Origin of the sequence: Streptomyces sp. CA-106110 (assembly GCF_050936285.1) — a bacterium.
Classification (GTDB): domain Bacteria; phylum Actinomycetota; class Actinomycetes; order Streptomycetales; family Streptomycetaceae; genus Streptomyces.
In genome coordinates, this window is sequence record NZ_JBNJNB010000001.1 from 12,158,740 (window position 1) to 12,181,496 (window position 22,757).

General features: G+C 67.9%; 23 protein-coding genes and 6 pseudogenes. 16 read left to right on the forward strand and 13 right to left on the reverse strand.

All coding sequences use genetic code 11. The features are described from left to right. Nucleotides 1–47: 47 nt before the first annotated feature. From ACQEXA_RS56380 to ACQEXA_RS56415, 8 genes are all read left to right on the forward strand, one after another. Nucleotides 48–530 (forward strand): glycine-rich domain-containing protein, encoded by a 483-nt coding sequence (locus ACQEXA_RS56380; RefSeq protein ID WP_433134196.1) that lies wholly within the window; start codon nucleotides 48–50, stop codon nucleotides 528–530. Between the two features lie 87 nt (nucleotides 531–617). Beyond that, complete coding sequence (locus tag ACQEXA_RS56385) at nucleotides 618–1,436, forward strand: phosphotransferase family protein (RefSeq protein ID WP_432920498.1); 819 nt, start codon at nucleotides 618–620, stop codon at nucleotides 1,434–1,436. Nucleotides 1,437–1,544: 108 nt separating this feature from the next. Continuing rightward, nucleotides 1,545–1,967 carry a DUF6093 family protein gene (locus ACQEXA_RS56390; protein WP_433134198.1) on the forward strand — a complete coding sequence of 141 codons (423 nt, stop codon included), beginning with the start codon at nucleotides 1,545–1,547 and terminating at the stop codon, nucleotides 1,965–1,967. A gap of 6 nt (nucleotides 1,968–1,973) precedes the next feature. Next, nucleotides 1,974–2,393, forward strand: coding sequence for a DUF6093 family protein (locus ACQEXA_RS56395; RefSeq protein WP_433134200.1), 420 nt, complete (start codon nucleotides 1,974–1,976; stop codon nucleotides 2,391–2,393). 35 nt (nucleotides 2,394–2,428) lie between these two features. Beyond that, nucleotides 2,429–2,827, forward strand: a complete 399-nt coding sequence (locus tag ACQEXA_RS56400; protein WP_432920480.1) for a hypothetical protein — start codon at nucleotides 2,429–2,431, stop codon at nucleotides 2,825–2,827. Further along, nucleotides 2,811–3,233 (forward strand): HK97 gp10 family phage protein, encoded by a 423-nt coding sequence (locus ACQEXA_RS56405; protein WP_432920477.1) that lies wholly within the window; start codon nucleotides 2,811–2,813, stop codon nucleotides 3,231–3,233. The genes ACQEXA_RS56400 and ACQEXA_RS56405 overlap by 17 nt, the downstream gene beginning before the upstream one ends. Beyond that, nucleotides 3,230–3,484 (forward strand): hypothetical protein, encoded by a 255-nt coding sequence (locus ACQEXA_RS56410; protein WP_432920474.1) that lies wholly within the window; start codon nucleotides 3,230–3,232, stop codon nucleotides 3,482–3,484. Before ACQEXA_RS56405 ends, ACQEXA_RS56410 begins: the two co-directional genes overlap by 4 nt. A 210-nt stretch (nucleotides 3,485–3,694) precedes the next feature. Further along, a complete protein-coding gene (locus ACQEXA_RS56415; RefSeq protein ID WP_432933157.1) occupies nucleotides 3,695–5,023 on the forward strand; it encodes an IS701 family transposase in 1,329 nt (442 codons plus the stop codon). Nucleotides 5,024–5,360: 337 nt separating this feature from the next. Here ACQEXA_RS56415 and ACQEXA_RS56420 read toward each other — a convergent pair whose 3' ends face one another. After that, nucleotides 5,361–5,606, reverse strand: a complete 246-nt coding sequence (locus ACQEXA_RS56420) for a hypothetical protein (RefSeq protein ID WP_433134202.1) — start codon at nucleotides 5,604–5,606, stop codon at nucleotides 5,361–5,363. Between the two features lie 451 nt (nucleotides 5,607–6,057). Between ACQEXA_RS56420 and ACQEXA_RS56425 the strand changes: the two are divergent. Next, nucleotides 6,058–6,903 (forward strand): annotated as a pseudogene (locus ACQEXA_RS56425) (transposase); the annotation flags it as partial. Nucleotides 6,904–6,936: 33 nt separating this feature from the next. Here ACQEXA_RS56425 and ACQEXA_RS56430 read toward each other — a convergent pair. Beyond that, a pseudogene (locus ACQEXA_RS56430) lies at nucleotides 6,937–7,308 on the reverse strand (helix-turn-helix domain-containing protein); the annotation flags it as partial. Nucleotides 7,309–7,429: 121 nt separating this feature from the next. Between ACQEXA_RS56430 and ACQEXA_RS56435 the strand changes: the two are divergent. Further along, entirely contained in the window at nucleotides 7,430–7,804 is a 375-nt protein-coding gene (locus tag ACQEXA_RS56435; RefSeq protein WP_432920465.1) for a hypothetical protein, read from the forward strand. 125 nt (nucleotides 7,805–7,929) lie between these two features. Here ACQEXA_RS56435 and ACQEXA_RS56440 read toward each other — a convergent pair. Next, nucleotides 7,930–8,286, reverse strand: a pseudogene (locus ACQEXA_RS56440) (MFS transporter); the annotation flags it as partial. A 15-nt stretch (nucleotides 8,287–8,301) separates the two neighbouring features. On the opposite strand from ACQEXA_RS56440, the gene ACQEXA_RS56445 reads away from it, so the two are divergent. Then, a complete protein-coding gene (locus ACQEXA_RS56445) occupies nucleotides 8,302–8,511 on the forward strand; it encodes a hypothetical protein (protein WP_433134203.1) in 210 nt (69 codons plus the stop codon). 8 nt (nucleotides 8,512–8,519) lie between these two features. On the opposite strand, the gene ACQEXA_RS56450 is transcribed toward ACQEXA_RS56445, so the two are convergent. The 7 genes from ACQEXA_RS56450 to ACQEXA_RS56480 all read right to left on the reverse strand — a co-directional run bounded on the left by ACQEXA_RS56450 (nucleotide 8,520) and on the right by ACQEXA_RS56480 (nucleotide 14,394). Next, complete coding sequence (locus ACQEXA_RS56450) at nucleotides 8,520–9,785, reverse strand: ISL3 family transposase (RefSeq protein ID WP_432920435.1); 1,266 nt, start codon at nucleotides 9,783–9,785, stop codon at nucleotides 8,520–8,522. 258 nt (nucleotides 9,786–10,043) lie between these two features. Further along, a complete protein-coding gene (locus tag ACQEXA_RS56455) occupies nucleotides 10,044–11,135 on the reverse strand; it encodes a C45 family autoproteolytic acyltransferase/hydolase (protein WP_432920459.1) in 1,092 nt (363 codons plus the stop codon). Between the two features lie 437 nt (nucleotides 11,136–11,572). Further along, complete coding sequence (locus ACQEXA_RS56460) at nucleotides 11,573–11,821, reverse strand: hypothetical protein (protein ID WP_433134205.1); 249 nt, start codon at nucleotides 11,819–11,821, stop codon at nucleotides 11,573–11,575. A gap of 8 nt (nucleotides 11,822–11,829) precedes the next feature. Next, nucleotides 11,830–12,213, reverse strand: a complete 384-nt coding sequence (locus tag ACQEXA_RS56465; protein WP_432938713.1) for an MmcQ/YjbR family DNA-binding protein — start codon at nucleotides 12,211–12,213, stop codon at nucleotides 11,830–11,832. A 19-nt stretch (nucleotides 12,214–12,232) separates the two neighbouring features. After that, nucleotides 12,233–12,880, reverse strand: coding sequence for a nitroreductase family protein (locus ACQEXA_RS56470; RefSeq protein ID WP_432920453.1), 648 nt, complete (start codon nucleotides 12,878–12,880; stop codon nucleotides 12,233–12,235). A 60-nt stretch (nucleotides 12,881–12,940) separates the two neighbouring features. Next, on the reverse strand, nucleotides 12,941–13,732 hold the full coding sequence (locus tag ACQEXA_RS56475) for an isocitrate lyase/PEP mutase family protein (RefSeq protein WP_432920450.1): 792 nt from the start codon (nucleotides 13,730–13,732) through the stop codon (nucleotides 12,941–12,943). Nucleotides 13,733–13,845: 113 nt separating this feature from the next. Continuing rightward, nucleotides 13,846–14,394 carry a carboxymuconolactone decarboxylase family protein gene (locus ACQEXA_RS56480; RefSeq protein WP_432920447.1) on the reverse strand — a complete coding sequence of 183 codons (549 nt, stop codon included), beginning with the start codon at nucleotides 14,392–14,394 and terminating at the stop codon, nucleotides 13,846–13,848. 135 nt (nucleotides 14,395–14,529) lie between these two features. Between ACQEXA_RS56480 and ACQEXA_RS56485 the strand changes: the two genes are divergently transcribed. Continuing rightward, a complete protein-coding gene (locus tag ACQEXA_RS56485) occupies nucleotides 14,530–15,183 on the forward strand; it encodes a TetR/AcrR family transcriptional regulator (protein ID WP_433134207.1) in 654 nt (217 codons plus the stop codon). Between the two features lie 384 nt (nucleotides 15,184–15,567). Here the strand turns inward: ACQEXA_RS56485 and ACQEXA_RS56490 are convergent. Further along, a pseudogene (locus tag ACQEXA_RS56490) lies at nucleotides 15,568–16,351 on the reverse strand (winged helix-turn-helix domain-containing protein); the annotation flags it as partial. A gap of 269 nt (nucleotides 16,352–16,620) precedes the next feature. On the opposite strand from ACQEXA_RS56490, the pseudogene ACQEXA_RS56495 reads away from it, so the two are divergent. Next, a pseudogene (locus ACQEXA_RS56495) lies at nucleotides 16,621–16,800 on the forward strand (IS5/IS1182 family transposase); the annotation flags it as partial. A 300-nt stretch (nucleotides 16,801–17,100) separates the two neighbouring features. Here the strand turns inward: ACQEXA_RS56495 and ACQEXA_RS56500 are convergent. Further along, complete coding sequence (locus ACQEXA_RS56500; protein WP_432920435.1) at nucleotides 17,101–18,366, reverse strand: ISL3 family transposase; 1,266 nt, start codon at nucleotides 18,364–18,366, stop codon at nucleotides 17,101–17,103. Between the two features lie 545 nt (nucleotides 18,367–18,911). Here ACQEXA_RS56500 and ACQEXA_RS56505 point away from each other — a divergent pair. Then, nucleotides 18,912–20,252, forward strand: a complete 1,341-nt coding sequence (locus ACQEXA_RS56505; protein ID WP_433134209.1) for an IS701 family transposase — start codon at nucleotides 18,912–18,914, stop codon at nucleotides 20,250–20,252. A gap of 28 nt (nucleotides 20,253–20,280) precedes the next feature. Here ACQEXA_RS56505 and ACQEXA_RS56510 read toward each other — a convergent pair. Further along, nucleotides 20,281–20,970 (reverse strand): annotated as a pseudogene (locus ACQEXA_RS56510) (aminotransferase class I/II-fold pyridoxal phosphate-dependent enzyme); the annotation flags it as partial. 457 nt (nucleotides 20,971–21,427) lie between these two features. On the opposite strand from ACQEXA_RS56510, the gene ACQEXA_RS56515 reads away from it, so the two are divergent. Both ACQEXA_RS56515 and ACQEXA_RS56520 read left to right on the forward strand, forming a co-directional pair. Further along, nucleotides 21,428–22,294: a carboxymuconolactone decarboxylase family protein gene (locus tag ACQEXA_RS56515; protein ID WP_432920429.1), complete on the forward strand. Its 867-nt coding sequence runs from the start codon at nucleotides 21,428–21,430 to the stop codon at nucleotides 22,292–22,294. A 57-nt stretch (nucleotides 22,295–22,351) separates the two neighbouring features. Continuing rightward, complete coding sequence (locus ACQEXA_RS56520) at nucleotides 22,352–22,576, forward strand: MbtH family protein (protein ID WP_432920426.1); 225 nt, start codon at nucleotides 22,352–22,354, stop codon at nucleotides 22,574–22,576. The last annotated feature ends 181 nt before the right edge of the window (nucleotides 22,577–22,757 follow it).

The following is a 22,757-nucleotide window of genomic DNA, read 5'->3' on the forward strand; positions in this document are numbered from 1 at the left end:
TCGCACCATGCACGTCCGACGCACCACCGACCAAGGAGGCACGGAACGTGACCGATGCAACGACGAGCACGAAGCGCCCGCTGATCGACGCACGCACCCTGATCAGCGACGACATGCGGGCAACCCTCGTCTCCAACATGTGCGACAAGTTCCCCCAGGTCACGGAGGAGAAGGCGGACCGTGGCGTCGGCCAGATGCTCGCCTTCCTCGCCGCGTGCGACTACAGCGACCGGCCCCTGAGCCCGTCGCCGCTGGTGGACGACTTCTGGCACGCCTTCCTGCTCCACACCAAGGCATACCGGGAGTTCTGCGAGACGAACTTCGGCCGGTTCGTGGACCACCAGCCCGGCTACCTGGACCCGGAGGAGCACGGCGGCGGCAAGGCGCTCCGCGCCCGCACCGTCGACTCAATCACCCTCGCCGGGTACGAGATCGACATGGAGTTCTGGCCTGAGCTGGACCTCGCGCACTGCTCGCAGTGCCACGCGAACTGCTCGGACAGCCCGAACCACCCCCCGGCCCGTTCCTGACGGGCCCCCGTCGGCCCTCGGTCTGTGCCACGCTGTGGCCAGGCCGAGGGCCTTCCCGTTTCGCTCGACCCGACACAGGAGACCACGGTGGACCGCATCGACTGGCAGCACCTCCCGGCAGCGACCCGCGCAGCCGTCGAGAAGCTGACCGGCACCGTCACGGCAGCCGAGACCGCGCCGCACGGCGTCATGTCGCAACTGGCCTGCACCGTGCACACGCCGACCCGGCGACTGTTCCTGAAGGGCAGCCGGGCCGATGACCGGCAGGCGTGGGTGTACCGCCATGAGGCCCGGGTCACGCGGGTGGCGCCGCGCTCGCCCCGCGTCCTGTTCGACGTCGATGCCGGCGGATGGCTGCTGTACGGATACGAGTACATCGACGGCCGATACCCGGACCTGGCCCCCGGCTCGAATGACCTCGCCCCCCTCGTGCGCACCCTCGCCACCCTCTCCCAGACGCGGTGGCCCGACCACGTGCAGAAGAGGCCGCTGCACTCGCGCTGGGCCGACTTCCTGCCCGACGACGTACCGAGAGGCCTCCAAGGGCGGGCGCTCGCGCACACGGACATGTCCCCGCACAACATGCTGGTCACCGACCGCGGTGAACTGCTGCTCCTCGACTGGGCCCTCGCCTGTCCCGCACCGGCGTGGGCCGACGCCGCGCTCACCATCCCGCGGCTCATCGCGGCCGGGCACACCCCCGAACAGGCCGAATGGGTCGCGCGGCAGGTCCCCGCGTACGCCGTGGCAGACCCGGGCAGCGTCACCCTCTTCGCGAGCACCCTCTACGCCGCCTGGGAGGACTGGGAGCGCACGCGCCCGATGCAGCACCGCGGGGTGCTCACCGCCGCGGCCAGGGATTGGGCGGAACGCCGCGATGATGCGGCTGCCTCCCATATGCCCTGACCCTGTCGGCGCCCCGTACGGGCCCCGTCTGTCCGCCCCCCCCGTGGCGGATGGGCGGGGCCTTTTCGTGTGGCGGGCCTGTCCGCGCGGGCACTTAGGCTCGAACGCATGAGCAGTCCCATCTCGCTGGCCGCCCTCGCGCCGATCATGTCGCGGATCATGGTGGACACCGTAGAGATCTTCCGGCCCGGCCCGGAGGTCCTGGACCCGGATACGGGCGTGTACGTGCCGGGTCCGGACATCGTCATCTACCAAGGGCTGGGGGCGGTGTTCGCCGCCGGCGGGCCGGGCCTGGTGATCTCTGTGGCGGGGCAGCCCGCCCCGGACGACCCCCGCGACAAGTACAAGCTGCTGACGCCCCTGGACGCCCCGCTGGCGTCCCGCGAGGACAGTGTGCGGGTGATCGCAGCGACCCAGGATCAGGGGCTCCTCAACCGGGTGTGGCGGGTCTTGGACCTCTCCGACGCCAACACCCTTGCGGTAGTCCGCACCACGTGGATGGACGAGTCCACGCAGACGACGGGAGCATGAGCAGTGGTGGACATTTCGCAGGCCCGCACCGACCTTGAGGCGCTGATGACGGACACGGTGCGGATCTCCCGCACGGCCGGCCAGCCCGCCCTGGATCCGGTGACAGGGCTGCCGGGCGAGACCCCGACGAGCGTCGTGTACGAGGGGCAGGGCGCGGTGCTGTCCTCGCACGGGCAGATCGTGGTCGCGCAAATCGTCGGCTTCGACTGGCTGTCTGAGGGCGCGGCCTGGTACCGGCTGGTGACCCCAGTAGGCGCCCCGGTCGCGATGCCCGGCGACCTGGTGGAGGTCATCACCAGTGAGGGCGCGGACGGGCGCACAGGCCGCACCTGGCTGGCCGAGGACGCCACCGAGGCGTCCACGGTGGAGATCTGCCGCACCACCAGACTCACGGAGCGCATCACGTTCGCCTCCTCGGCGATCTGACGGGCCTGTCCGTGCAGGTCCGTAGGCTGATCGGCATGGATGATCAGCTGCGTCAGGTGCGGATCACCGCCGAGCACGCCACCGGCTCAGTAGCTCTCGACGGCCGCGATATCTCCAAGCACGTTTCCGGCTACTCGCTTCGCCAGGAAGCCGGGCAGCCGGCGACGCTGGTGCTGTTCCTGTCCCCGCTCGTCAAGGACGACTTCGAGGGCCTGGCCCGCGTCGTCGTCGGCGTCGACCCGGACCCGGGCCCGGCCGCCGCGGCGTTCCTTTCCGCGATGGATCCGGGCGAGTTGGAGCGGCATGTGCTGGCCCGGCACGACCTGATGGACGGCAGCCCCAACGAGCTGACGCGGGCCATGCTGCGGCTCCTGCAGGAGTGGGCGTTGGGCAAGTGGAAGCCGCAGGAGGTGGCCGATGCCGTCCCCCAGTAGCCCCGGTGGGGGCGCGTACAGCAACGCCGCGCAGGTGGCTGCCGCCCTGCAGGGGCGTGCCGAGCGGGTGCTGCCGCAGACGGTGGCGGTGGTGCAGCACTACGCGATGCTGCTGGAGACCCAGATCAAGGCGAACGCCAGCGGCAGGCCGGGCCCGAACGTGATCACGGGTGACTACCGGCGCTCCTGGACGCACGAGGTGCACACGGCGGGTGATGTCGTCATGGGCGTCGTCGGCACGAACAAGCCGCAGGCCCGCCGCCTGGAGTTCGGCTACATCGGCCCGGACAGTTTGGGTCGAATCTTCGACCAGCCGCCCTTCCCGCACGTCGGCCCGGCAGTTGAGACCGTTCGGCCCCAGTTCTTCGAGGCTTTGGGCCAGGTCGCCGACGGGGGCCTGGCGTGAGCGACCTGGCGCAGGACCTGCACCAGGCGTTCGCCGGCGTGATGCAGGCCCACGGCTACGGCCTGGTGTCGCGGCTGGTGTTCGTCGCGGAACTCGTCGACGAGGGCAACGGCGAGTTGGGGCTGATGCGCGGCTCGATCCCCGCCGACATGCCGGTGTGGTCGGAGCTTGGCCTGCACCGGTACGCGGTCGCGGATATCGAGGCGCTCGTCACCGCTTCCAGGGTGGCGGGCAGTGAGGAGGACGAGTAGATGAGTGTGTCGGGGCGCCAAGTGGCGCTCGCAGTGCAGGCGATGCTGATGGCGGCCACGGGCCGTTCCTGCGGGTATGGGACGGCGCCCACAACGGCGTCACTGCCCACCGGCAACACGATCCCGTATTGCGTGCTGTATGACCCTTCAGTTGGAGATCAGCGGCCCCGCTGTAGTTCCTCGGTCATCGTGTGGGGGTAACTGCCTTGTATGAAGGCGGAGTTACTGGACATTATGCCGGAGATCACCGATCGGGAGCGGGCCGAGGAGTTCTCCGATCAGTTGGAGAACCTGCTGGTGGAGGTTGGCGGGATCTTCCCGCGGGCGGATCTGCGGATGCGGGCCGCGCGGTGCATCCGCGGCCTGCTCTCCCCGGTGTCACGCAAGAATGGCTGGCAGCTTGCCGAGTACGGCGGCGACGCCGAGCCGTGGGGGCAGCAGCATCTGCTGGACCGCTCGGTCTGGGACGTCGATGCGCTGCGGGACTTCACCCGACGCTACGTCATCGATGGCCTGGACGACGGCGGGAGGGGAGCTGGGCCCGGCGGAGCGGGGGTTTTGGTGGTCGACGAGACCGGCTTCGCCAAGAAGGGCCGGGCCTCGGTCGGGGTGGCCAGGCAGTACTCCGGCACGCTCGGCGGGGTCTTCCCGTGCCAGATCGGGGTGATGGCCGCCTGGGCCACCGGACGCGGGCAGGCACTGATCGACCGGGAGATCTACCAGCCCCGGGAATGGACCGAGGACCGGGCCCGCTGCCGCGCCGCACACGTCCCCGACACCGTCGGTTTCGCCACCAAGCCCCGCCTGGCCGAGCAGATGATCGCCCGTACGCTGCCCAACCTTCCCGAGGACCGGGTGTGGGTGGCCGCCGATGAGGTCTATGGACGCGACGGCGCCTTCCGCGTCTTCCTGGAGGAGCACCATCTGCCCTACGCGGTGAACGTGCAGGCCAACCACACGGTGCTGCCCCGTCCCGGCTGGCGGCACGCCGCGAGGCTGGTGGAGCGGCACGCCGCCGAGGACGACTGGGTCACCCTGCCGGCCGGCCCCTCCCAGCTCGACTCCCGCGTCTGGCAGTGGTGGGTACGCCCTATCCCCGACCCTGAGGCGGAGACCGGCGACGGGGCGTGGGCGCGGTGGTTCATCGCCCGGCGACGGCCGCAGACCCCCACCGGGCGCGACTACTACCTGGCCTGGGGCCCGCCCGAGACCACCGTGGAAGAGCTGGTCTGTGTACCCGGGGCCCGCTGGCGAGTGGAGGAAGCGATCAAGCTCGCGAAGTCGGCCGCCGGGATGGCCGATTACGAGGTGCGTTCCTTCCACGGCTGGTACCGGCACATCACCCTGGCCCAGCTGGCCGCGGCCTTCCTGGCTGTCCAGGCCGCGGCCGCCACCCGCGACGAGGAGCCCGCCCCCGGCCCCGACCGCGTCGCGGAGATCCTGCACGCCAGCTTGGACACGCCTCCCGGCCACACAGGGGGACCTCGCCGATCCCACCAGCCCTACCGGCACCGCCGCTATCGCGTTCACGGCGTATGAAATCGCCCGACTGCTGTGGGTGATGGCACCCCAGCCCACCCCGGCCGAGCGGATCCGCCACGGCCTGCACTGGTCCTGGTGGCGACGCTGCCACCAGGCCGTCGCCCGCGCCTGTCACAGGCGGCGCAACCGTGCCCGCGAAGCCGAACACCCCACGGCACGGCCGCCACCCACCGGTCCTCAAACTACAGCGGGGCCGCTGATCTCCAACTGAAGGGTCTGTCCGGCGCAGCCATCTGACGGAGTCGCCCTACGACGGGTCCAGGGAGCGTAAAAGCTGCGGTGGGACCTGCTGCACGGGCCCCTACAACCAACTGACGATCATCCGGTCACGCGCTCAGCGGAGCGTCGTCGGCAGGCCCTGCTTCGCGCCGTCCGGCAGCATCTTGGGATGGCGACGACGAACACTCTTGGTCGGCGAGAGTGGATTGGCCGGCATCGACTGCAAGGTGTGTCCCAGAAAGGCCCGCCGCCGATCAACTGTCGTCGGCAACCTCTTTTGGTCCAAAGCTTCCGCAAGCTCGATACCGACCCCGCGCTTCGCCAGGAAGAGGTAGAAGCCCTTCAGGCAGGCCGCCGCCACCTCCAGGGTGCTCTGGCCTTAAGGCTCCTTGCCCCGGCGCCACGGTTGTCCAAACGGGCCTGGGTACTCCGCACCGACCGCCCCCAGGTACCGCTCAAGATCAGCGAACGTAGCGGTCGAGAAGTCGAGGCACTCCATCACCAGCCAACGAAGGTAATCGACCAGCAAGTAGGCGTAAGTCCTGCTGGTCCCAGCCGTCAACGACCTGAGATAGCCATCCGGAGCCTGGAAGACCTCCCCGCCCGGTTGCAGGACGGTGTACTCGACCCGGCCATCGCCGCGAACCACCTCCTGCACGCGGATGTCCCCGAGAACCAACCCCAGCTGCACCGAGACCCCCTCGCTCACGTGCCGCACATCGGCACTCAGAGCGGTTATCGAGACAGCAGACCCTCAGACACGGCTCCCACGCACGTAACACTCACACTGGTTGCAGGTCGATTAAGCCGGGCAAACCGTCGCCGTCCTCGCCCGCGCCCACCAGGACGCGATCTGGGATCGACAGCAGATGGTCAACCGGCTCCGCTCCCACCTGCGCGAGTACTACCCGGCCGCCCTCACCGCCTTCCACGGATCGGGCAAACTTGGACTCGACTCCGCACACGCACGCGCGATCCTTGCGGCCGCCCCCACCCCGGCCACCGCGGCCAGACTCACCCGCAGCCAGCTGCGCGCACTCCTGACACGGGCGGGTCGCCTGCGTCGCGGCATTGATAAGGAGGTTGAACGGCTCCGGGAGATCTTTCGCGCGGAGCACCTCCACCAACTCCCCCTGGTCGAAGAGGCCATGGGGCACCAGACATCGGCACTCATCCAGCAGGTCAACGCTGCCTGCAGCAGTGTCACCGACCTCGCGGCGGCGACAGAGGAAGCGTTCCTCGCGCACCCGGACGCCGACATCATCACCAGTTTCCCGGGTCTGTCCGTGCTCTCCGGGGCCCGAGTGTTGGCCGAGATCGGCGACGACCGCTCCCGGTTCGCGGGCGCGAGGGCGGTCAAGGCATACGCCGGCGCGGCACCCGTGACACGGGCGTCAGGCCGCAGCCACGTCGTCGTGGAGCGGACCGTCAAGAACCAACGACTGGCCGGCGTTGGCTACATGTGGGCCTTTGCCACACTCCGCACCGACGCGCCACGCGCCCATTACGACAGACGACGAGCTGGCGGAGAACGCCACACCGCCGCACTGCGGAACCTGTTCAACAAGCTCCTGGGCTGCCTCTACCACTGCCTGCAGAACCGAACGACGTACGACCGCGACCGGGCCTTCCCAGCCCCCTTGACCCTCGCCGCCTGAGCGCGGACTTGACCTCTCAACGACATGAGATGTCTTCGACTGCTCGGCGATACTCCGGTCGCGGGTGGGCACCAGGGTGCCGTCCACAATGAGCACGGTGTCCTTGCTGAACCGCCTGCGGGGCCGCAGGGCAAGCGCGGGACCGAGGTGGTCGATGATCCGGTCGGCCGCGGACTTCGAGATGCCGAAGAGCAGGGCGAGTTGGCGCATCGTCAAATTCGTGCGCCAGTAGGCCGACACGAGCAGTACCCGGTCCTCCAGCGGAAGGGACCACGGCCGGCCCTTGCGGACAGGATCCGCACCTTCGCGGCGCAGGGCGGTCACCAGCTTCTTAAAGGAACGCGGGCTCAGCCCGCTGAACGGGGCTATCCAAGACGACTTCGACGCCGTGATCACATCTGCCACCACAAGATCGTTCCATGGTTCCCGGCACAACAGCGCGAATGCTCCATCCTCTATCTCCCGCCCCGCGCGGGCCAAGCCGAATCCTGTAGCAACGCCCACGTTCAGTCTCTACAGTCAGCGCATGGCCACCGAAGACGAGCACCCAAGTCAGCCCGACATCGCCGCCATGCTCACCGACCAGACGAGCGCGTGCAAGGCAGCACGCGAGGCCATCGCCGCCGGCGGTAAGGTACAGATCTTCGACAGGTTGGCGCCCCACTGGATGGTCCACGGCATCGCCGCAACGAGGCTGGGACTGTCGTTGAAGCGCGGTCTGCCGAAGACCATCGGCCTCGACGAGACCGTTGAGATCCTCGCGCGGCACCGCGGCGAGCAACTGCGTACCGGGATCATCGACGCGGCAGACCGGCTCTCGTTCTTCACGCTGTACTTCGACGCCACCGGAACCGAGCTCTTGGCGTGCGACGGACGCTCTGCGACGCCGTTCGAGCCTTGACGTTATCTGCATCCGCATCACCGACGTCTGCGCGACCGCAGCCGCTACTACCTGCCCGAATCTCGGCTTCGAGCAGCAGGTCGTGGGGGCATCTCAACTGCCGCCAAGTGTTACGGGACAAGCCTTAGTTCGGCGGCGAGGACCGACCCGATGCCGAAGAATGCGCCGGGCGCGAGCGAGGTGACGATGCGCCCGACCAGCATCAGCCCGAAGCTGGGGGCGAGCGCGGACAGCAGGTTGCCGAGGACGAATAGGCCCATCAGTAGCATCAGCATCCGCTTGCGGGGCATCTTCGTGCCGAGTGCGGTCATCAGCGGGGCGCCAAACACGACGCCGAGGGCGTAGCCGGTAACCAGCAGTCCGGCGGTGGGAATGGTGACGTGGAAGTCCGCGGCGACCTGGGGCAGCAGTCCCATGACGACGAACTCCGTGGTTCCGAGACCGAAGGCACCGATGGCGAGAGCAAGAAGCGCCAGAGGCATGGGTTCAACCCTTCCATGTTGCTTGAGCGAGTACCTAACGTCCAGGTCGTCGCCGGACTGCCGGGCAACAGCGCGCTGGAGGTTGTGGGGGAAGCGGCCAAGCTCGGCAAGGCCGAGGAACCCAAGCTCATGCCGCCGTTCCGGCAGTTCGTCAACGGCATGCTGCCGAAGGTCGACTTCCCCGAGCCGCCATCGTGCGTGCCACTTTTCGGCTCTCCTGCTTGATGTGTGGGTCATGCTGAGGCGGGTTGGCGTCCGGGGAGTTGGGGGCGGGGGCCGGCGAGGGTGAGCATGACCAGGGCGATGATGGCGTCGGCGGAGTGGAAGCCGAAGCCTCTGCGGATGATCAGGCGGGTCTTGGTGTTGGTGGACTCGATCAGGCCGTTGCTCATACCGGTGGTCAGCGCGGCGCGGATCGCCTGGTAATGGCGGCGGATACGGCGCTGGAGGTCGACGAAGACGTCGATGCGGCACCGGCGGGCCCAGCCGATCCACCGGTCCAGTGCCCGCAGGGCCGCGGTGGGGCGGGACTTGGCCAGGGAGAACACTGCCCGCAGGGCCTCCTTCAGGCGCCAGGCGCGGTGCAGGCGTGGATCGGTGGCAGCGATCCAGGCGAGTTTCGCGGCCTGCCGGTCGGTGAGGTCGGCTTCGTTCTTCCACAGGGCGAAGCGGGAGTCCTTCAGCGCCCGGGCCCGCTCGGGGTCCTGGGCCTGGCGGCGGGCGCGGTTCCAGCTCGAGCGGCGTTCGGTATCCAGGGCGTCGGTGGCCCAGGTAATAACGTGGAAGGGGTCCATGACGCGCACGGCCTGCGTGGCCCGGTGTTCCAGGACATCGGCGATCCAGGCGGCGCCGTCGGCGCTGATGTGCGTCAAGCGGGCGGTGCGGTCGACGCCGAGTTGGTCGAAGAACCGGTGCAGGACGTCCTTGCCGTGCCCGTCGGCCATCCACACCACCCTCGCGGTGTCGTGGTCCACGACGATCGTCATGTACTTCTGCCCGCGGCGGTGGCTGATCTCGTCGATGCCGATCCGCCGCAGCCCCGACAGGCGGTCGACAAACCGGTCGCGGTCGGCGACGTACCGCTCGACGATCGCACCGATGGTCCGCCAGGAAGTCCGCATCAACTGCGCGGCCGCGCTTTTGGAACACTCGGCAGCCATCCAAGCCGCCTGCTGGTCGAAGGCATGGGTATGCCCGGCGCCGTGACGAGCCCAGGGCACCGCGGCGACGGTCGTCCCGTGCTCCCGGCAGGTCACCCGCGGCGCCTGGGCCTCCAGGAAGACACGCAGCACCCCATGGTCGAGGTCCCGCCACCGCCGCCGTCCCCGCCCCGCGTCGTACCAGGGCGCCGGACGCCGGCACCGGCCGCACCGCTGCCGACGGCGCGCATCGGGCCGTACCGACACGATCACACACTGTTCGTTCTCGTCGATCCGGACGCCCTCGACCACCGTGTGTTCGGCCGTCAGCGTCCGCTTCCATATCCTGAAGAGGGACACGCCGTTTTCCTGCTTGATCCAACTTGAGCCTCGAGACCTCAAGCCTTGCAGGAGACGGCGTGTTTCCCCTATCAGGGCAGGTCAGGGCACCCACACATGCGGCAGGAGAGCCCACTTTTCCCCCCGAGGAGCGCGGCAAGGTCTTCGGACTGTTCGGCGCGGTCGCCGGACGGCGGATGACGGTGCGGTTGATGGGCCGGTCCGCGGTCGGCGGCCTGGACCGGGGGGTGAGCGCCGGAGCGTTGTGCGGGCGATCTGTCAGACCTGCGTCCAGGTGAGGGGCTGGGCGGTGCAGGGGCCGCCGGGGTGGACGGCGAGGTGGCCTGTAGTGACGTCGAGGGACACGGTGGCCAGGGTTTCCCAGCGCTGGCCGAGTGGCGCGGTCGGGGCCGCGTGGCAGCACAGGGCCGCGCCCTCGGCGAGGTGGACGGTGAGGGTCTGCAGCAGGGCGCCGCGGTCCGGGGCATCCAGCGGGCGGGTGCGTTTCTGCAGGGCCTCGAAGCGGTGGTAGGTGTCGGGGTCCTGCGTTCCGATGGTCTCTCCGGGGGACAGGTTCGGGGCGAGGAAGTGATTGGTGTGGAGCAGGTAGCCGTCGTCGCCGGGCTGGAGCAGGGCGGGACCGGCCGGGCTGACTTCGACGGTGGCGGCGCGGGCGCGGCCTTCCTCGTAGTCGCACAGGGTGAGCGCGGAAGAGGCCGCGACCGGGGTGTCCATGGCCAGTGCCTTCGCCTCGTCGAGGGTCGCGCAGCGGTCGAGTACTAGGCGGGCCAGGACGTGGACGGGGAGCCATGGGCCGTGGTGTTCGGGGGACTGGTCGGAGCGGTGGCCGAGGATGTTGAAGTGGAGGCCGAGTCCGCGGGAGTTGACTCCGATCTTGCCGACGATGCCGTATTCGGTGAGCGTGCGCACCACCCGGCCGTCCGGGTGCTCGACGGTCCACACGAACCAGTTATCGCGCATGCCGTCGTGCCAGTCCCAGGTCTGGGTGGTGACCGGTGGGCCGCCGCCGGCCGGGGTGTGGACGACGGTCGAGCACTCCGGGTGCTGCTGCCCGAGTCGGCCGAGGATCTCCGTGCGGGCATTGAGCGCGGCGATCTGATGGGGCGGCAGGCCGGAGCCGCGGGCGATGCCGTCGATCTCGGCGGCTAGGTCGGGGGCCAGCGCGCCGATGTGCTCCAAGGCCTCCTGGCCCCACTTGGTGACGTCCTGCCGAGCCGCCCCGGCGGTCGCGAAGAGTTCGTTGTAGAAGTCCCAGGTCCGCCGGATCTGGTCCGGGAAGGCGCGGCCGAGGAGCAGTCCTCGGTCGCCGGGGGCGGCGGAAGCTGATCGGAAGACCGTGGGGCTGGGCATGAAGTGAGTTCTCCTCATCCGAAAGTCGACGCGATGCACGCGACGATCACCCGTGTTGCCAAGCTGCGTCATACCGTCTTTCCAGCAGGTCGCGGCTCGGATAGGTGTCTGGTCAGTTGCTGCTGGGGCGGCCTGTGCCATACGGGAGAGCCAGGTCGTGAGCAGCGTTTCGAGTGTTGTGGTCTCGGTGGGCGTCAGCAGGTTCAGTAGGCGGCGCTCGTTGTGCATTTGGTCGGTGAAGGCCTGGTCAATGACTTCACGTTCAGGTCCGATGGCGAGGACCTGAGGCACCATCAATGCGGCAGTGGTGCCCTGCAGGATGCGTACGCAGACCAACGGGTCGGGGCTGCGGAGGAGTTCGGCGGCGTCGCGGCCGAGCCGCTTCATCTCGTGCACCGTGGGGATGACCCGCCAGTCGGACTGTGGCCGTCCGCTGCCTATGGGCGTACGCGGATGACTGTCTTCCCGCTGCGTCGCGTGGTCGGGTGGAGGGCACCGATGGCGTCATCGAGGCTCGCGACGTCACCGATGTTTGTCCGCAGCCGTCCGTCCCGCACCCGCTGCACGATCTCACCCAGTTCGGCTCGATCGGCCTCGACAACGAAGTCCACCGCCAGGCCGTCAGTGGGCCGCGCCAGTGCCGTGTCGCGCGCTCCGTCCTGGAGCTTCTCGCCGCTGATAGGCATGACGAAGGTCAGGCGCGGCGGCCGTAGGTGCGCGGATCCACGGGCTGCGCGGACTTGGGAAGCCCGCCGACCACGAGACGGTAGGAGTCGATCACGAGCTCCTTCACTAGCTTCTCGTCGACGGTGTCCCCGCCTTCCACCGTGATCCAGTGCCTCTTGTTCATGTGATAGCCGGGGGTAATGTCTGCGTACTGCTCACGCAGGGCTGCGGCGTCGTCCGGATCAGCTTTCAGGATCACGACGGGGCGCCCCGGCATGTCGGTCATGAGCATGAAGACCTTGCCGCGCACCTTGTAGACCTCCCAGTCGGGGCCGAAAACATGCTCCAGGTCGGCGCCGGGCAGTTCCACAGTGCAGTCGCCCGCGATCTTCTGCAGCTCCTGTCCGTCCAAGGTAATCAACTCCGGGTGTTTAGATGAATGTGAACAGCTGGTCGGCGTCGAAGCGCGAGATCGGGCTGGTGTACACCCTCTCCGGGTCGGGGTAGCCCAGGGCCAGCAGCACCGTCGTGCTGTGTCCGGTCTCGCGGATCTTGAACGCCTTGTCAACACTGGTCGGGTCGAACCCCTCCAGCGGTGTGGCCTCGACGCCGAGTTCGGCGGCCGCCATCATGGTCAGGCCCACCGCCATGTAGGTCTGCTTCTCCATCCAGTGGTTCAGGTCTTTGTAGCCGTAGTTGCGCAGGTTGAGGAAGTCCCGGGTCATCGACTCCCACAGCTGCTGCTTTGACGGGTCAGGGAACCGGCCGTCGGCCCTCTCCTTGCTGAACACCGCCTCGAGGTGGCTGTCGGGCACGTCAGCCCGGGTGGTGAGGATGATGGTGTGCGACGCGTTCAGGATCTTCTCGCCGTTGTCCTGGAACCGCTCGCCCAGGTTGTCCGCGAGCTGCTTCTTCCCCTCGGGCGTGGCGAGGACGTAGAAGTGGTTCGGCTGGATGTTCACCGACGTCGGCGTGGAGCGCAGGAACCTCAGTAACTTCTCCAGGGTCTCTTCCGGAATGGTCGTGCTGGGGTCGAAGTACCTGGTGAGGTGCTTGTTCATGAGCTTGTCGAGGTCCACGTCAGTCTGCCTTCTTCTTACGATCAGTGGTTGATGGGTAGAGATCCTCAAGGGTTCGGGCTACTTCTTGCCGGCGAGCAGTGCGCCGATACGGTCGAAGCTCATGCCCGTCGTCGCCGCGGCGAGGTCGCCCGCGACGAGCGCCTTGGTGGCGTGTTCGAGGGCCCCCATCGCGTTCGCGTAGAGCATCGGACCCAAGCTGATCCGCTTGACCCCGGCCTTTTGCAACTCCGGGACGGTCAGCACCTTGTCTGCCGGCGACACCAGGACGTTGACCGGTGTCGGCGCGACGGCGGTGACGATCGCGACGAGTGCGTCGCGGTCGGGTGGGAATGGCGCGTAGAGCACATCCGCGCCGGCCTCGGCGAAGGCCGTCAGACGCCGGATGGTGTCATCGAGATCGGGCCGCCCCTGGATGAAGTTGTCGGTCCGGCCGGTGACGACGATGCGCCCCTTGGCCGCGTCGACCGCGCTGCGAACGCGGTTGACGGCGTCGTCGAAGCATCGGATCGGCCGTTCGGGATCACCCGAGGTGTCCTCGATCCCGATCCCGGCCAGCCCAGACGCCACGGCCGCCTCCACCGTCGCTGCGACGTCCTGCGGCGTGTCGCCGTACCCGTCCTCGAAATCGCCGTTGACGGGCAGCTCGGTGAGCTGACCGAGCAACCGCGCATGCTCCAGGTGCTCTTCGCGGGTGACCTCGTGCCGCCCGTCGAGGCGGCCGAGCGTGAAGGCGAGTGCCGCCGACGACGTCGCGATCGCCTCGAAGCCGGCATCGGCCAGCATCAACGCCGACAGGCCGTCCCAGGCGTTCGGCATGACGAACCCGCCGTCACGGGTGTGCAACGCCATGAATTTCTCATAGAGCTCAGAGCCCGGCACGTGAAGCCCTCTCTTGAAAGATCATCGGATCGGTGAGAGGGGTACCGGGCCGCGTACGCGGCCCGGTACGAGGGTTCGAGCGATCAGCCGGACGTACCGACCGAGCTGGCGGCGGGAATGTCGACGTCGGTCTGGTTGACGTTGTTGATGAAGTTGGTGAGCTGCGCTGCCACCGCGGCCGTCACGATCGCCAGGATCTGCGGGTCGGTGTACCCCGCGCCCCGCACAGCCGCGAGGTCGGCGTCGCTCACCCGCCCGCGACTCTCCACCACCTGCTGCGCGAAGCGAGCAACCGCGGCGCGCTTCGGGTCGACCGAACTCCCCGCCCGGCCCAGGTCGATGTCCTCGCTCGACATACCGCCGAACTCCGACGACACGTACGAGTGCACCGCCAGGCAGTAATCACAACCGTTGGCCTGCGAGACCGCGAGCGCAATCGTGTGCCGCGTCTTCGCGTCCAGAACCCGACTCAAAGAGCCCTGCAACGCCATAACCACGTCCAGAACGGCCGGGTTCGACGCGAGCGTCACGAACATGTTCGGCACGAACCCGAACTGCCCCCCGACCTTGTCCAGGACACCCTTCGCACCCGCAGGAACCTCTTCAAGAGAAGGAACATTCAGACGTGACATGGCGCATCAGCCTCCGGTGAGTGGTCGTCGTCAGCGCGGGTGACACCCGAGCTGTTTTGGGCTTGTCGGCCCACTCCTGGAGCTAACACCACTCGGGACTGGGCTGTCAAGCCCAATCTGGGTATCGTCCGAAGCATGAAACCCACCGCAGGAGGTCGGGAGCCCCACAAGCTCACCGACAAGGGACAGGCAACGCGGGCCCGCATCATGGAGCACGCCGCAGAGCTCATCTACACCAAGGGGGTCCATGCGACGAACAACGAACAGCTCCGCCGCGCCTCCGGCGTCAGCGGATCGCAGCTCAACCACTACTTCCCCACCAAGGAGAGTCTCGTCCTGGCCGTGATCGCCTGGCAGGCCGAGCGCGTCCTCACGTTCCACGGCGGCGAGCCATTCGCCTGCTTCGACAACCTCGACGCGTTTCGGGCGTGGACGGACTTCTACGTCGGCTACGAGCGCGCCCGTCAGGAAGGCTGCGTTCTCGGCTCCCTGGCGAGCGAGATCATCAAGACGGACCTTGACGTCCACGACGAGCTCGCGAGCGCGTTCGACCAGTGGAAGGACATCTTCCGCGATGGAATCGAGCGCATGCAGCAACTCGGCCGCATCAGCGCCGAGGCAGATCCCACGCAGCTGGCCAATCTGCTCCTTGCTGCCCTCCAGGGCGGCACGCTCCTGGCCCAGGCCGGGCGGGACATCGCTCCACTGAAAGATGCGTTGCAGACAGCCATCGACTACGTGCAGACCTTCGCTACGTCTCCCGACGCCGACGTACTCCAAGCTCGGTAGCCGCTTCCACGTGTATGGGTCAGCGGAGCTTGGCATTAAGCGACGCCGCGGAGCACTTCGTCGACAAGGAAAGCAATCTCCTGGCCGAATTCCGCGGGACAGTGGCGGGGCTGGCGGGGACCGGGCGGCTGACGCGCCCTCAGGACGGGCCGCTACAGGCCCGGTAGGTCTCCCGGCTGTCAAGACTCCCGTCCTACGGGAGCCCCGACTCTCTACAACTTTCCCGAAGTGCCCTTCTCCAGGCTCCCGGCACGGCAGCCGCCGTCCTGTTCGTCGCGGTCGAATCTACGGCGTGTGCGAGCTCCTATCTCTGACCCCAGCCGCAAAGTAGCGGTCAGAGATCTGTGACCGTGGACTTCTTGGGCTGGCCGGGCAGGGTCTTGGCCAGACCAGCACGATCGGGCCGCCGAGCTGCTGGTGCACGGTCTGGATGAGGTCGCGGTAGTCCTTCCAGGAGAAGCTCTTGCGTCCATCTGGCCGGGCGTCCGGCAGGGCCGGTAGATCAGCCGTAAGCGTTCGCCGGGTTTGTAGCAGGTCAGGGCGGCGACGGATAAGCGGCGGCGGGAGCGGCCCCGCACCCGCACGACGGGAGTACGGCCGCGACGGGACCAGGTACGGGCGGTCGGCGGCGTCATCGAGAAGCCCGCCTCGTCCTCGAAGACGAGCCAGGCACCGAGCGCCGCCACGGCCCTTCCACCTGCGGCCAGGTCTCCTTCACCCAGCCGGCCACCGCTGCCCCGTCGCGCTCCACCGCCCGCCGGGCCGGCACCTGGCAGCTCCAGCCGTGCCGCTTGAGCAGCGCGGCAACGCCCTGCACGTGTAGCTCTTGCGGAACCGGCGCCCGATGAGCGTCTTGATCCGTGACAGGGTCCAGGTCTGGTCCGGCCAGCCGTGCGCCACCGGCCCCTTGGCCAGCTCCTGCTCCAGCACCGCGAACAGCTCGTGAGCAGGGGCAAGCACGCCGGCCCCCTGGAGGAGGCCAGGGCTCTCGGCCCGTCCTGGGACCAGGTCTTGCGCCAGCGCTGTACCGACCGGACGCTGACCCGCAGGTGGTGCGCGATGACCGCGTTCTCGTCGCCCTGGGCGAACCGCTCGGCCGCCTCCATCTCAACTTCTCGCGGAAGGCCCGCCGCTCGTCGGTCAGCCCGCCTCCTTGCGCATACCTCATGCAATCGCCATACCGCAGGGATCCCAGGCCGTCAGCCCCTGCCGACACCACGCTTTGAAGCTCAGCAGTGTCAGATCCGTCGTGCCGTCTTACTCCAGCATCGGCGCAGTCGGTTCCGCGGCTGATGGCTCCTGCGTGCTCCGTCCTCGAGTTGCGGCGGGTGGTTGGCCCGATGAGTTCGGGCGATCCGTCGACCAGGAGATAATTGGACGATTCCGTCCACATTAAGATACCGCAGCTTCGGCAAGCGTGTGCGCTTGGTCCTGATTCAGTTGATGCCGCTCATCCACGCGATCCCACCAGTGCGAAGCCGTGCTCCTCGCCGCCGGCGACCAGACACGCTCTACGTCGACCACGACAAGTACCGCAGATAGGCCTGCGAGGTCGGGATCACGCCGCTCATTGCCCGGCGCGGCGAGGAGCACGGCTCCGGTCTGGGCGTGTATCGCTGTAGGCTTGTTTCACCTGAGTGGACTAAATAGTCCTCTACGCTGCATGATGGGCGCGCCGGGGAAAAAAAGTTGCGTTTGTCGTGTGGTTCGCGGTCTGGCCCGGGTGCGACGGCCTGTCTCTGTCCGGCGTCGGTCCCTTGGGCCTAGACATAGCCCGGCGCCTCCAGAAACTCCGGGGTGGTTCAGAGGAATAGAAAGGCACGGCTCGATTCTAGACGTGGCACCAGTGATCAACCTGGCTCGCCGGGGCAGAACGCTCCGGCAGGCATTTTCAGGCTCTCCTGCTTGATGTGTGGGTCATGCTGAGGCGGGTTGGCGTCCGGGGAGTTGGGGGCGGGGGCCGGCGAGGGTGAGCATGACCAGGGCGATGATGGCGTCGGCGGAGTGGAAGCCGAAGCCTCTGCGGATGATCAGGCGGGTCTTGGTGTTGGTGGACTCGATCAGGCCGTTGCTCATACCGGTGGTCAGCGCGGCGCGGATCGCCTGGTAATGGCGGCGGATACGGCGCTGGAGGTCGACGAAGACGTCGATGCGGCAGCGGCGGGCCCAGCCGATCCACCGGTCCAGTGCCCGCAGGGCCGCGGTGGGGCGGGACTTGGCCAGGGAGAACACTGCCCGCAGGGCCTCCTTCAGGCGCCAGGCGCGGTGCAGGCGTGGATCGGTGGCAGCGATCCAGGCGAGTTTCGCGGCCTGCCGGTCGGTGAGGTCGGCTTCGTTCTTCCACAGGGCGAAGCGGGAGTCCTTCAGCGCCCGGGCCCGCTCGGGGTCCTGGGCCTGGCGGCGGGCGCGGTTCCAGCTCGAGCGGCGTTCGGTATCCAGGGCGTCGGTGGCCCAGGTAATAACGTGGAAGGGGTCCATGACGCGCACGGCCTGCGTGGCCCGGTGTTCCAGGACATCGGCGATCCAGGCGGCGCCGTCGGCGCTGATGTGCGTCAAGCGGGCGGTGCGGTCGACGCCGAGTTGGTCGAAGAACCGGTGCAGGACGTCCTTGCCGTGCCCGTCGGCCATCCACACCACCCTCGCGGTGTCGTGGTCCACGACGATCGTCATGTACTTCTGCCCGCGGCGGTGGCTGATCTCGTCGATGCCGATCCGCCGCAGCCCCGACAGGCGGTCGACAAACCGGTCGCGGTCGGCGACGTACCGCTCGACGATCGCACCGATGGTCCGCCAGGACGTACGCATCAACTGCGCGGCCGCGCTTTTGGAACACTCGGCAGCCATCCAAGCCGCCTGCTGGTCGAAGGCATGGGTATGCCCGGCGCCGTGACGAGCCCAGGGCACCGCGGCGACGGTCGTCCCGTGCTCCCGGCAGGTCACCCGCGGCGCCTGGGCCTCCAGGAAGACACGCAGCACCCCATGGTCGAGGTCCCGCCACCGCCGCCGTCCCCGCCCCGCGTCGTACCAGGGCGCCGGACGCCGGCACCGGCCGCACCGCTGCCGACGGCGCGCATCGGGCCGTACCGACACGATCACACACTGTTCGTTCTCGTCGATCCGGACGCCCTCGACCACCGTGTGTTCAGCCGTCAGCGTCCGCTTCCATATCCTGAAGAGGGACACGCCGTTTTCCTGCTTGATCCAACTTGAGCCTCGAGACCTCAAGCCTTGCAGGAGACGGCGTGTTTCCCCTATCAGGGCAGGTCAGGGCACCCACACATGCGGCAGGAGAGCCCATTTTCATCTGCGGTGGTCTCCATGGAGGCCTCGTTCGCCGCGTCGGCCGCGCCGATCTACACCTGATCGACAGACCGCAACCTTGCACGCCAGCACCGTGTACACGGCGCCTGCACTGAACCTCGAATCGCACAGAGAAAGAACAAGAAAGTGAACGACAGTAAGCTGTCCAGCGAAGATTCACACGGTGGAATAGGAAAGACCAACAGGCTCATCGCGCTCATCACGGCTGTGGTGGCTCTCCTGGTGGGCTCCGTGGTCTTGAGCGTCGGAGCATGGGGTGAGAGTCGCGAGCATGACTCCGTGGCGGCGCAGTCAACGTCGTTCTTCCACGGCAGCTGTAGTTCTTGATCGGTAGGTTGTCGATGCTGGTCAGTGCGGTGGTGGGGTGCCTGCGAGCATGGGTACGGCCACCGTGATCATGAACGTTTGTGACGACGTATCAGGAGCAGGTGGCCGTGGAGGCCACGATAGCCGAGCAGGCATGGATGACGGCGCTGGGGGCGGTGACCGAAGAGATCGCGGACTGTTTCGGGCGCCGTGAACCCCGAGCCCTGGCACGGGAGATGTGCGAGGCGATGCTGATGGAGCTGGACACCCGCAACTGCTGGACCCTTGCCGAGGCCCTCGGGCACGGCGGTCCGCATCGGCTGCAGCACTTCCTGTCCCGCGCTTCGGTCGATCACGATCTGGCCCGGGACCGGATCGCGGCCTGGACGGCGGGTGAACTCGCCTACCCGGACGCGGTGTTGATCGTGGATGAGACCGGTGACGAGAAATCCTCCACGGACTGCGTCGGTGCGGCCCACCAGTACTCCGGTGCCCTCGGCGGCCTCGGCCTGTGCCAGGTCGCGGTCCACCTCACCTACGCGAGCCGCACCGGGCACGCCCCGATCGACCGGGCCCTCTACCTCGGCAGGGAGTGGGCCGCCGACGAGGAACGCCGCCTGCTCACCCACGTCCCGGACGACATCGAGTTCGCCACCAAGCCCCAGCAGGCCGCCGTCATGCTGCAGCGTGCCCGCGACCTGGGCATACAGGCACGGTGGCTTGCCGGCGACGAGGTCTACGGCGGCCGTGAGCTGCGACAGGCCGCCCGCGCACTCGCCTTCGACTACGCCCTGGCCGTCCGCACCGATCACCGTGTGGACACCGCCGTCGGCCGCCTGACCGTCACCGACCTCGCGGCCCGGGTCCCGAAGAAGAGCTGGATGCGCCTGCGCACCGGCCACGGCCTGAAGGGCGACCGCCACTACGACTGGGCCGTGCTCGGCATCCGCCCCGACGACACCCCCGACGGACACCGGCCCGGGCACGCCGCCGTCCTGGTGCGCCGTCACCGCTACACCCGTGAACTCTCCTTCTACCGCTGCCATTCCGCCGCCCCGGTCACTCTGGCCGATCTTGTGGACGTGGTGTGCCGCAGGTGGCGCGTCGAGGAGGACTTCCAGATGGCCAAGGGCGTCTGCGGCCTCGACCAGGGCCAGACCACCTGCTGGAACTCCTGGATGCGCTGGACCTTGATCAGCATGCTCGCCGCCGCCGTCCTGGCCGTCGCCCGCGCCCGCACCACCACGGCCACCACGAGCAGCGAGCTCGTCCCGCCCAGCGGCCGCGAACTCCTCCGACTCCTGCGGATCACAGTCCTGCCCCGCCCCCGACGCGAACGCGACCACCTCCTGCACTGGTCAGCCTGGCGTCGCCACCACCAACACCAAGCCGCCCAAGCCCACCGCAGATGGAACAACATCACTGCCACAGCAACGACTTGACCAGCACCGATGCATCACCGATCAAGAACTACAGCTGCCGTGTCAGTCCGGGTGCCCGGCTACTCGGGGCGCGTCCGGAAAAGATCCGCACGAGTGCGGAGAGTTTCTGAGGCCACGCGGCGTCGGAGGGCACCCCGTATCCAACGACGAGGGCATCGGCCATGGCGCTCAGGGACCGTTCATGGCGGTATCGGGACAGGCCAGCCACTTTGAGGCCCTGCCGGGCTGCCGACTGAAGGACCCGCTGCTCGGTTCCGGGCGGCAAACCGAGCACGGTGTGAAGGCCGGCCGCTGTCCCGATGACGCGCACCTTTGGGGCGTGCTGGGCCAGGGCTGTGACGAGAGCGTCTCGTCGATCGCGGTAGCGCCGACGGGCAGCACGTACGTGATGGTCGTAGGCGCCGGAGGTGATGAATTCCGCCAGCGTCAGCTGGCTGAGTACCTCGCACGAGTCGATCTGCCCCTTGGCCGCCACGGCTTCCTCAGCGAGCCTGGGAGGCAGCGCCATCCAGGCCAGCCGCAGGCCGGGAGCAAGGGTCGTGCTGGCGGTACCCAGGTAGACCACGCAGTCGGGGTCGAGTCCTTGGAGCGCCCCGACGGACTGGCGGTCGAACCGGAACTCACCGTCGTAGTCATCCTCCAATACCAGCCCGCCGGTCCGTCTGGCCCAGTCCACGACGGCCGTCCGGCGGTCGCGCTGCAGCGCCGTGCCCACCGGGGAACTGGTAAGGGTGGACTAAATAGTCCATTCAAGGCGATCGATCGGGCCCGAGCTGGCCTGGCTCGAGGCGGCTTGAACTCGCTCGTTCCGACCGGTCGAATGGCTCACGGCGTAGCCTTGATATGGCTCTGAACTGCAGGTTTACTGATCCGATGCGACATTGACCCGCTTGCATCCAGCGCGGCCGACTCGGCCCGCCCGGGGGAGGCGTTGCGTGGAAGTTTTTGGTCTGTATAGTCCTTCTCGTACGGTGTCCCGGTGGCGAAGAGATCCGGAACTCGGCGCCGACGGAGTCACCCCTCGCAATGCAGGTCACCAGGCGCCCGGCGCAACCGACGCCACCGGCCAGGTTGCGGCCAGCGCATGTAAGGCCTGCGGCGGAGCTCTGAAGCACTACGAGCCCGACTTGGGCTCGACGACGACTACTCACACCCCGACCGGAAGTCGATTCGCTGTGTCACGACTGAACGTTCCCCCTCTAGAGGGGGCGCTCGCCGGCGCGCAGCGGATACTCGACAACGTTGGTGCGCAGCTCGGCTTCGTCTCGAACATGTTCAAGACCATCGCGTCAAACCCGACCGTTCTCGAGGTTGTCACGACTCTGCAAGGCACCTTGAGCCGGGTTCTGGATGCGGAGACCCAGCACAGCATCGCGCTGGCCGTGGCGCAAGCCAACCGCTGCAGTTACTGCCTGGCGATACACACCTACGTCGCGACCGAATTCGGCGGCATGTCAGGCGACGACATCGAGCTCGGCCGCGTCGGGAGCTCGGTCGATCCCAAACGCGCCGCGGCCGCTCGCTTCGCGCAACGGGTGGTCGACAACCGCGGGCAGGTCAGCGACGCCGAGCTCGTGACCGCGGCACTCCATCGTGCGCGGGTTGACTGGCTTCCCCACTGCAGCTCGTCGGCGGCAGCGAGGGTGTCACCATCGCCGAGGGGTGCCGCTGGGCTGGAGCAGGGCGAGTCGTGTGACAGCGGTCATCGCCGCTGTGTTTGTGCCGGGGCGCAGCGCACCGGGGTCGGAGCAGGACAGAAACCGGTCTCCCTGCGCTGCCTGCCGACTGTCGGCGTCCCGGACCACCGCGCGGGGATCGGAAGGGTCCGAAGCCGCGCGTTCGGGTCGTCGCGGACGAAGGGTCGAGGGCGGTCGCTTCGACGGAGTGAAGGTGCGTCCATGGCGGACGACAACGATCCCATCCAGGCCAGCCGCTTGTTGAGCGAGAACCACGTGCATTTCTCCCGAGCATGCTCCACCGCCGGCGACGATGTCGACGCCGGATCTGCCTCGAGGTGTGCATTCGTCGCGAGCGAACGCTGACCGGCCCGCTACGCACTTTCTGGTCCTTTTTCATTCGTACTTGCAAAGGAGAGCAATATGGCGAATCCGTTTGAGGACAACGAAGGAACATACCTGGTCCTTCGAAATGGTGAAGGGCAGTATTCTCTCTGGCCGGATTACATAGAAGTGCCCGCAGGATGGCACCAGGTATTCGGCGGAGCAAGCCGACAGGAATGTCTCGACCACATCGAGCGGGAGTGGACCGACATGCGACCTCGCAGTTTGGCCGAGGCGATGGAGAAGTCCGCCGCAGCCGGATAGATAAACCCATCTGCGTCCCGGATGTGTCGGGGCGGTCACGGACACCGCATTCATCATTCTTTCCCCGGCCCGCCAGAGAAGGTGCTGGCGGCCCCGGGCCGTCCTCAGTCGAGGACTCCTTCGGTCAGAGGGGTGGTGCCAGAGCGCCGGCCGCCACGTTCTCGACCTGCGCCAGAGATCG

Bases quoted from the DNA above. Each gene is read 5' to 3' on its own strand.
- ACQEXA_RS56455 (WP_432920459.1), bottom strand. From the start codon at position 11,135: ATGCCCAGCCCCACGGTCTTCCGATCAGCTTCCGCCGCCCCCGGCGAC.
- ACQEXA_RS56475 (WP_432920450.1), bottom strand. From the start codon at position 13,732: ATGGCGTTGCACACCCGTGACGGCGGGTTCGTCATGCCGAACGCCTGG.
- ACQEXA_RS56460 (WP_433134205.1), bottom strand. From the start codon at position 11,821: ATGCCTATCAGCGGCGAGAAGCTCCAGGACGGAGCGCGCGACACGGCA.
- ACQEXA_RS56415 (WP_432933157.1), top strand. From the start codon at position 3,695: ATGAAGGCGGAGTTACTGGACATTATGCCGGAGATCACCGATCGGGAG.
- ACQEXA_RS56480 (WP_432920447.1), bottom strand. From the start codon at position 14,394: ATGTCACGTCTGAATGTTCCTTCTCTTGAAGAGGTTCCTGCGGGTGCG.
- ACQEXA_RS56390 (WP_433134198.1), top strand. From the start codon at position 1,545: ATGAGCAGTCCCATCTCGCTGGCCGCCCTCGCGCCGATCATGTCGCGG.
- ACQEXA_RS56400 (WP_432920480.1), top strand. From the start codon at position 2,429: ATGGATGATCAGCTGCGTCAGGTGCGGATCACCGCCGAGCACGCCACC.
- ACQEXA_RS56435 (WP_432920465.1), top strand. From the start codon at position 7,430: ATGGCCACCGAAGACGAGCACCCAAGTCAGCCCGACATCGCCGCCATG.
- ACQEXA_RS56520 (WP_432920426.1), top strand. From the start codon at position 22,352: ATGGCGAATCCGTTTGAGGACAACGAAGGAACATACCTGGTCCTTCGA.
- ACQEXA_RS56405 (WP_432920477.1), top strand. From the start codon at position 2,811: ATGCCGTCCCCCAGTAGCCCCGGTGGGGGCGCGTACAGCAACGCCGCG.
- ACQEXA_RS56485 (WP_433134207.1), top strand. From the start codon at position 14,530: ATGAAACCCACCGCAGGAGGTCGGGAGCCCCACAAGCTCACCGACAAG.
- ACQEXA_RS56445 (WP_433134203.1), top strand. From the start codon at position 8,302: ATGTTGCTTGAGCGAGTACCTAACGTCCAGGTCGTCGCCGGACTGCCG.